This is a genomic window from Yoonia sp. R2-816 (assembly GCF_046762905.1).
Taxonomy (GTDB): domain Bacteria; phylum Pseudomonadota; class Alphaproteobacteria; order Rhodobacterales; family Rhodobacteraceae; genus Yoonia.
Map to the genome: position 1 here is coordinate 1 of NZ_JBKQXN010000134.1, position 371 is coordinate 371.

At 54.4% G+C, this 371-nt stretch carries 1 protein-coding gene; it reads left to right on the forward strand.

The annotated features are described in order from the left end of the window. Positions 1-371, forward strand: a 371-nt coding sequence (locus tag ACFWW2_RS03410) for a cadherin-like domain-containing protein (protein WP_393926184.1), incomplete at both ends; no start/stop codon positions are given.

Here is a 371-nt window from a genome sequence, read left to right on the forward strand (position 1 = left end):
CATTCACGGATGTGGATGGTGATGCGCTGACCCTGAGTGCAACGCTGGTTGGGGGTGAGGCACTCCCGGACTGGCTGGTGTTTGATGCGGTTGCAGGCAGTTTCTCGGGCACACCGCCGCAGGAATTCAACGGCATTTTGAGTGTTACGTTGACGGCCAGCGATGGGTCCCTTTCAGAAAGAGGCAACTTTGCGCTTGATATTACTCCTGTCAACTACGCACCTGTCGCGGTCGATGATGTTGCGCAAAGTCCCACTCCGATCACCGAAGATGGTGTCACCTTGATTGATACCGCCACGCTTCTTGCCAACGACAGCGATGTCGATGTGGATGCGCTCACGGTTATAGCGGTTAATGCTAAAAGTACGCAT